Below are 6,443 nucleotides of genomic sequence, written 5' to 3'. Positions count from 1 at the left end.
GGTTACTGTAGAAGCGCAACTTTTACCCCACGGTAAATAACTTTGGCAGTCCGTAGATTCTTTGCTATAATCTGCGGCTTCGCGACAAGCGAGAAATAGTACGCAATGTAAGTAAGACACATTGCCTGCAGGAGAGGTGGATGAGTGGTTGAAGTCGCACGCCTGGAAAGCGTGTATAGGTTCATAGCCTATCGGGGGTTCGAATCCCCCTCTCTCCGCCACGGATAGTAATTAAGTAAGATCAGGACGTCTCAGGAAGTCCCTCAAAAACCGCTTAGAGCCTTGATTCTAAGCGGTTTTTTCGTTTCTGGACGTTGCACAGCGTCCCAGGATATCAACCTCAAGTAGGCGCAAGTTTGGGGGCACCTCGCACTCAGCCATTGCCGCTTGCCCCAAAAATTCAAAAAAACGACTATATTGATCTTTACAGCATGCCGCACAGGAGGTTTACCGTGCCAAAGATCATTGCTCCGCTGACAGATTTACTCATCCGCAACGCCAAGCCACGCGAGCGGCCATACAAAATGTTCGATGGTGACGGCATGTACCTCGTCGTCGCGCCTACCGGCTCCCGCATCTGGCGGTTCAAGTTCCGGCAGGCCAACGGCAAAGAGAATACGCTGACGTTCGGCCCTTACCCGGAAATCACCTTGCAGGATGCACGAGAAAAGCGCCTGGCGACACGCCGCCTGCTGCTGCAAGGAATCGACCCCGCCAAGCATCGCGACGACGCCAAACGCTTGGCAAAGGATAAGGCGTCCAACACGTTCGAAAAAATCGCGCGGGAGTGGCATGGCAACAAAGTGCCGACCTGGAGCGAACGCACAGCCAAGAACACCATCCAGCGCTTGCAAGCGGACATCTTTCCAGCCATCGGCCGCATGCCGATCGATGAGATAAAGCACCGCGATCTGATTGCCGCGCTGCGCAAGATCGAGGAACGTGGCGCAAGCGAAGTCGCCCATCGCCTGAGAGCGGTATGTGCGTCAATTTTCAGCTACGCGATTCAGTGCGGATTCACAGAGCGCAATCTGGTCACCGATATGAAGGATGTGCTGAAGACCGTCCGCGCCGGACACTTCGCCGCCATCAACGCCGACGAACTACCGCAGTTTCTCACCATTCTGGACCGCAACGAAGCACGCATGTTCGCGCCGACCCGCATTGCGCTGCGGCTGATGCTGCTGTGCTTTGTGCGTACCAGCGAGTTGATCGAAACGCCCTGGAGTGAAATCGACCTGGAGCGCGGCGAGTGGATCATTCCATGGCAGCGCATGAAGCGCGGCAAGCTGATCGTCAATCCGGATATGACCAACCATCACGTATGCCTGTCGCGCCAGGCGCTGGAGCTGCTGCGTGAACTGTATGCGATCACGGGCCGCAGCAAATACCTGTTCCCGAATCAGCGCGACCACGAAAAGCCGATCAGCAATAACACGATACTGGTGGCGCTTGGACGCATGGGATACAAGGGCAAGATGACCGGCCATGGCTTCCGGGCGCTGGCCATGAGCACCATCAAGGAGCGCCTGGGCTACCGGCATGAAGTCGTGGACCGGCAACTGGCACATGCACCAAAGGATAAGGTGGCCAGCGCCTATGACCGGGCGCAGTTCCTGGCAGAGCGGCGCCGGATGATGCAGGATTGGGCCGACTACATCGATGCCGTCAGCGGCAAGGGAGCGCCGCCGCAGGCGCCCAGATTAACGCTGGTCAGCGGTGAATTCAGCCGGGATGGCGGAACAGGAGGGCACCATGTCTAAGTATGTACTGCGCCTCACGGATGCGCTTATCAAGCAAGCTGCTCCGAAGGACAAATTATATAAACTTTCCGATGGGGCTGGTCTGTACATCGAAGTGCAGCCCAGCGGCAGCAAGATCTGGCGCATGAAGTATCGCCAGCAAGGCGGTGGTGAAAGCGTTCTGACTTTTGGCCGGTATCCCGAAGTCTCCATCGCCAAAGCCCGCGAACACAGGCTTGCAGCGCGTCAGATGCTGGAGCGGAAGCAGGACCCGAGCACAGAATTCAATCGAGAAAAATTGCATCCACTGCCAAAGCCTATTGCAATCGACGAAATATTCGATGAGCCGGAGTGGGGCCATGTGCAGACCAGTGTTCTGCGGGCGACCCTGTTCGCTATCCGTCACCTCGAAACCGCCTTATTTCCTGCATTGGAGCGCATTTCCGTCAGTGAAGCACAGCACAGTATCCAGCAGGCAGCCATTCGGCAAATTGAACAGGACGGTTTGCAGGTCGTTTCCCGACAGCTGGAGGGTGTTGCGACGGCGCTCGCTGCCAGCTATTTACGTAACGGTATGAGCATGGACCAATTGGTTAGTGCGATGAAGGAGTCAAGGAGGCGGGTACGTCGTGAGTCCGACAGCGTGCAGTAGCTATCGGAGTCTTTGTCCGGGCTGCAATTCTGTGTACTACGAAAAGCGCACTTGACGAAACGAACCGCTTGCAAACGTCGTTAACCGGCATAGAATGAAGCTCTCTTATGTGGGAATCGCTCCCACGAGGGCATGCTTCGAGCATGTCCCTATGCTTAGCGGCATAGGCGTTGCGGTCGTTACCCGCCACCATGATACATAGCAGTTTCTGCTAGATTTATCGCCGGGCCATGCAGAAGCATGCACATCTCGGCACGATAAAGCGCTGCCTTCAGCGCCTACATATCCCACAGTCCGCAAGACGGATTGCCTGGATGATTGCGCCCGGTGGGCGCTTCCTCAAACAGGAGCAAGACTCCTGCCCCGATTGGTTCGCATGCCCCGCGAGGTAGCGCACCCTATGAAGCACAGCATGGCTTTGCCGCGAGCCGCACCGTCAGCAGAAATGCCAGCGATGCGATGCCATCGAGGCCGCCGCCAGCGCGTGTGCTTCAGAGTCGCCAGTATCGTCACCGCGAGTGCGATGCTGGCTTATATGCCGTCACATGCCATGGCTGCGTGCGCGCGTCGTTACTGGCGGCGTGCTGCCAGTGACGACGCGCCGCCGACGGCATAGGCCCAGGTGGCAAGCGGAATTCCACCGCGTGATGGTGTTCAGTGACGGGGCCAGGCGCCCCGCATCGCAGGCAAGCCCTGCGATGTCCTTTGCCCGCTACGGGCTGATTAGTTGAAGTTGATCCGTGCACGATGTGCACTCCATGGACCCTGGGTGATTGGTCCCCGCTGCGGCGGCTCCCTCCGGGAGCGCGCAGCGGTGCCACACGCGCATGCGGCGCGGGCAGGCAGTAACAGCAACCGCATACACGGGAGTGGTGTCCCGAGGCCCTTGATTCAACCTTTTCTGCCGAGGCAGTGAGGGTGGCCAGAAACACTTACCAGACAGGATTACACCACGCGGCATCGATGTGAAAACCAATGATCGGAAGGATGACTTTGCCATGCGCGACTTGAACTACCAGCTCAAGCAACTGTGTCACCGCAACCGGGATGGCAGCTTTGCGACGCAGGCCGACCGCGAGCGCTTATTAAACCTGTGCGCCAACGACTTGGCGGAACGGGGCTTCCAGCATATGAGCGTGGACAGCCTGAAGCCAAAGCATGTGGCGGCGCTGCTCGATAAGTGGAAACAGGATGGCGTCAGCACCGGAACGATCAAGAATCGCATGAGCGCCCTGCGCTGGTGGGCTGAGAAGATCGGCAAGGAAAACATCATTGCGCGTACCAACGGTGAATACGGCATCGCGGAGCGGGTGTTTGTCACCAATGTCTCGAAGGCGAAGGTGCTGGACGCCGACACGCTGGCCCGCGTGAGCGATCCCTATACGCGCATGTCCTTGCAGCTGCAGGCGGCGTTTGGTTTGAGGCGCGAGGAAAGCATCAAGATCAAGCCAGGATGGGCCGATGGCGGGAGCGTCTTGCGGCTGCAGGATAGCTGGACCAAAGGGGGGAAGTACCGGGAAGTGCCGATTGCCACCATGCAGCAGCGCGCCGTGCTGGAAGCGGCCAAGGCGCTGGCAGGAAAAGGCAGCTTGATTCCGGCGCAGTTGCGCTATCGGGACCAATTGAACCGCTTTCGGGCGCAGTGCGACAAGGCTGGCATCCATGGCGTGCATGGGCTGCGCCATGAGTACGCGCAGCGGCGCTACGCCGAGTTGACTGGCCGACCCTGTCCAGCCAGTGGCGGCGAGACGTCTAAGCAGCTGGATGCTTCGCAAAAACTCGCAGATCACGCTGCGCGGATGAAGATTTCGGTGGAGATGGGGCATGGACGTGAGCAGGTCACTTCCATCTATCTGGGCAGATGACCGCCCATTTGTATCAGGGTGCAGCGCTTGGAACGGAAGAGATGCAAAGGAGTGCAGCCTTGGCGCTGCCGGAATGATCGCGGAGAGTCGGCATGGCTCTCCATTGTTTGCTGTTCATCAATCGAAGGAGAATCTTATGACCACGACTAAAAAATTCCTCCGCTTGCCTGCGGTAATCGAGGCTACCGGCTGGTCCCGCGCCACAATCTGGCGTAAGGTGAAGGCAGGTGTGTTGCCAGCACCAATTCCTATCGGCCCTAAGTCCATCGCCTGGGACGCAGAGGAAATCGCTCAATGGCAGCAGCGCTGTATTAACGCTAGGCGTGGAGTCGCTTGAGTGGGAGTTAAGTGGCTGGATTAGAAGCGTCCTACCTCGTAAGACGTCACGGGACGGGACTACCGTCCCTCTCCGAATCGTCCAACTGCTGCCGCTGCGCGGCAGCCCTACGCGCCTGTGGCGCGCGTTCGTGGTTCTAATTAAGCATCGACTTAGCATGCTTTTACAGCGTCCAATGCATCAGTCTGTGTCCGAATGGGTGGACCTGACCATGGCGGTTGATCAGCGAGGCGGCCAAGCCGCCGAACTGAGACCGCCACTTGTAGAACGTGGCGTTGCTGATGCCGTGCTGACGGCAAAACTCCGGGACAGAGAACCATCTTCAACTTGCTTGAAGACGGCGATAATTTGGCTATCAGTAGAACGAGACGTATTCATGCAGAACTTTCAAAACTCTGAGTTTGAAAAATTTATTTTTAAACGCGATCGTTTGCCGCAGGGATTACCATGTGTTCTTGATGAACTTAGGCGCGTAAGCTACCATCTAGATATCGAAAAAATCATAAATTGACAACCGGGAATAACATGAACAGTGGGGAGCAGGATGTCTGGGGGAAAGATGGAGTACTGAGCTTTCCTATAAATTGTGATGACGTGCTAGCCCAACTCAATCAAGACATGCGAGATGATTGGTTCTTTGACACTATTCAATACAAAGATCTTTTTGCTGGTAAGCATGACCTCAAAACCTTGATTTCGGATCTGCTACTTGAAGGAAACGGTAGATACAGTGCTAGCTCACGTCAGATATGTGATATCCCCAAAAAAGGTCTAGGTATACGTTACTCTTTAGAGACTGATTTTTATGATCGTTTCATTTACCAAGCAATTTGTTCGTTCTTAATTAAGCACTACGATCCCTTACTTTCCCATAGGGTGCTAGGCCACCGTTACAATAGTGAAAGCAAAGATAAGAGATATCTTTTTAAAAATCGTATCGATTTGTGGACAACATTTGAAGGCGTGACATTTACTGCTTTCGAAGATAAAAAAGTTTTACTTGTCACGGACCTAATTAATTATTTCGAAAATATAAGCATTGAATCTATTCGCACCGCCTTTGAATCAAAACTAGAAAAAGTTAAGGGGGCCGGGAAAGAACGATTTCAAATTAGAAATGCAATCGATACGTTGTGTGATTTGTTGTCGCGTTGGAGTTTTAGTGAGCGGCATGGGCTACCACAAAACAGAGACGCTTCATCGTTTATCGCAAATGTGGTCTTGTCGGAAGTAGACCAAAAAATGGTGGATTTAGGATACGACTATTATAGATACGTGGATGATATAAGAATAATATGTGATAATCCGCATCAAGCGCGCAAAGCGTTACACAGATTAATCGCTGAATTGCGAACTGTTGGAATGAATATTAATTCTGCAAAAACAAAAATTTTGAGTTGCGCAGACAGTCGTGAGACCATCGCAGAATTTTTTCCAAATAACGATGATAGAAGTGCCGCAATTGACACAATGTGGAAGTCGCGGAGTAGGCGAGTAATCGCACGATCAATTCCAATGATTCACCAGATGGTGAAGGAGTGTATTGAGAAAAAAGAGAGTCAGTCAAGGCAATTCCGATTCTCAGTTAATCGACTGGCAATTTTGATAGATGCAGCGTTATTTGATGTTGGCTCGGCATTATCAACGGAATTGGTTAAGCTGCTATTAGATACACTTCAAGAACAAGCTGCTTCTACAGACCAATACTGTAGGTTGCTTTCAATGCTCGATATTTCAATCCAGTCTTTCTCGGAAATAGAAATATATCTAAGAGATGACGAGAAATCAATTTACCAGTGGCAAAATTATCATCTTTGGTTTGTTCTAGCAAGGAAAGGCTATAAGAC

At 53.5% G+C, this 6,443-nt stretch carries 5 protein-coding genes, 1 tRNA gene and 1 pseudogene; 6 read left to right on the top strand and 1 reads right to left on the bottom strand.

From position 1 onward, the window contains the following. Nucleotides 1-130: 130 nt before the first annotated feature. The 5 genes from ASN89_RS17000 (at nucleotide 131) to ASN89_RS29790 (ending at nucleotide 4,596) form a co-directional block, all read left to right on the top strand. Nucleotides 131-221 (top strand) — tRNA-Ser (locus ASN89_RS17000). Between the two features lie 231 nt (nucleotides 222-452). Continuing rightward, nucleotides 453-1,763, top strand: a complete 1,311-nt coding sequence (locus ASN89_RS16995) for a tyrosine-type recombinase/integrase (RefSeq protein ID WP_058050117.1) — start codon at nucleotides 453-455, stop codon at nucleotides 1,761-1,763. Next, the gene (locus ASN89_RS16990; protein WP_161911778.1) at nucleotides 1,756-2,394 is read left to right on the top strand and encodes a DUF4102 domain-containing protein; all 639 of its coding nucleotides are present in this window, start codon (nucleotides 1,756-1,758) and stop codon (nucleotides 2,392-2,394) included. Before ASN89_RS16995 ends, ASN89_RS16990 begins: the two co-directional genes overlap by 8 nt. A 998-nt stretch (nucleotides 2,395-3,392) precedes the next feature. Then, nucleotides 3,393-4,259, top strand: coding sequence for a phage integrase N-terminal domain-containing protein (locus ASN89_RS16985; RefSeq protein ID WP_058050115.1), 867 nt, complete (start codon nucleotides 3,393-3,395; stop codon nucleotides 4,257-4,259). After that, nucleotides 4,219-4,596, top strand: coding sequence for an AlpA family transcriptional regulator (locus ASN89_RS29790; protein ID WP_321166369.1), 378 nt, complete (start codon nucleotides 4,219-4,221; stop codon nucleotides 4,594-4,596). Before ASN89_RS16985 ends, ASN89_RS29790 begins: the two co-directional genes overlap by 41 nt. 181 nt (nucleotides 4,597-4,777) lie before the next feature. On the opposite strand, the pseudogene ASN89_RS28700 reads toward ASN89_RS29790, so the two are convergent. Continuing rightward, a pseudogene (locus tag ASN89_RS28700) lies at nucleotides 4,778-4,974 on the bottom strand (transposase); the annotation flags it as partial. Nucleotides 4,975-5,121: 147 nt separating this feature from the next. Between ASN89_RS28700 and ASN89_RS28215 the strand changes: the two are divergent. Beyond that, a partial coding sequence (locus ASN89_RS28215) for an RNA-directed DNA polymerase (RefSeq protein WP_082654613.1) occupies nucleotides 5,122-6,443 on the top strand: 1,322 nt, incomplete at its 3' end.

This window comes from Janthinobacterium sp. Ant5-2-1, assembly GCF_001445815.1.
Taxonomy (GTDB): domain Bacteria; phylum Pseudomonadota; class Gammaproteobacteria; order Burkholderiales; family Burkholderiaceae_D; genus Janthinobacterium; species Janthinobacterium lividum_E.
The sequence above is the reverse complement of the archived record's forward strand: the minus strand, read 5'-3'. Positions and strand labels throughout refer to the sequence as shown.

Excerpts from the sequence above, each read along its gene's own strand:
- ASN89_RS16990 (WP_161911778.1), top strand. The coding sequence starts at position 1,756 with ATGTCTAAGTATGTACTGCGCCTCACGGATGCGCTTATCAAGCAAGCT.
- ASN89_RS29790 (WP_321166369.1), top strand. The coding sequence starts at position 4,219 with ATGGACGTGAGCAGGTCACTTCCATCTATCTGGGCAGATGACCGCCCA.
- ASN89_RS16985 (WP_058050115.1), top strand. The coding sequence starts at position 3,393 with ATGCGCGACTTGAACTACCAGCTCAAGCAACTGTGTCACCGCAACCGG.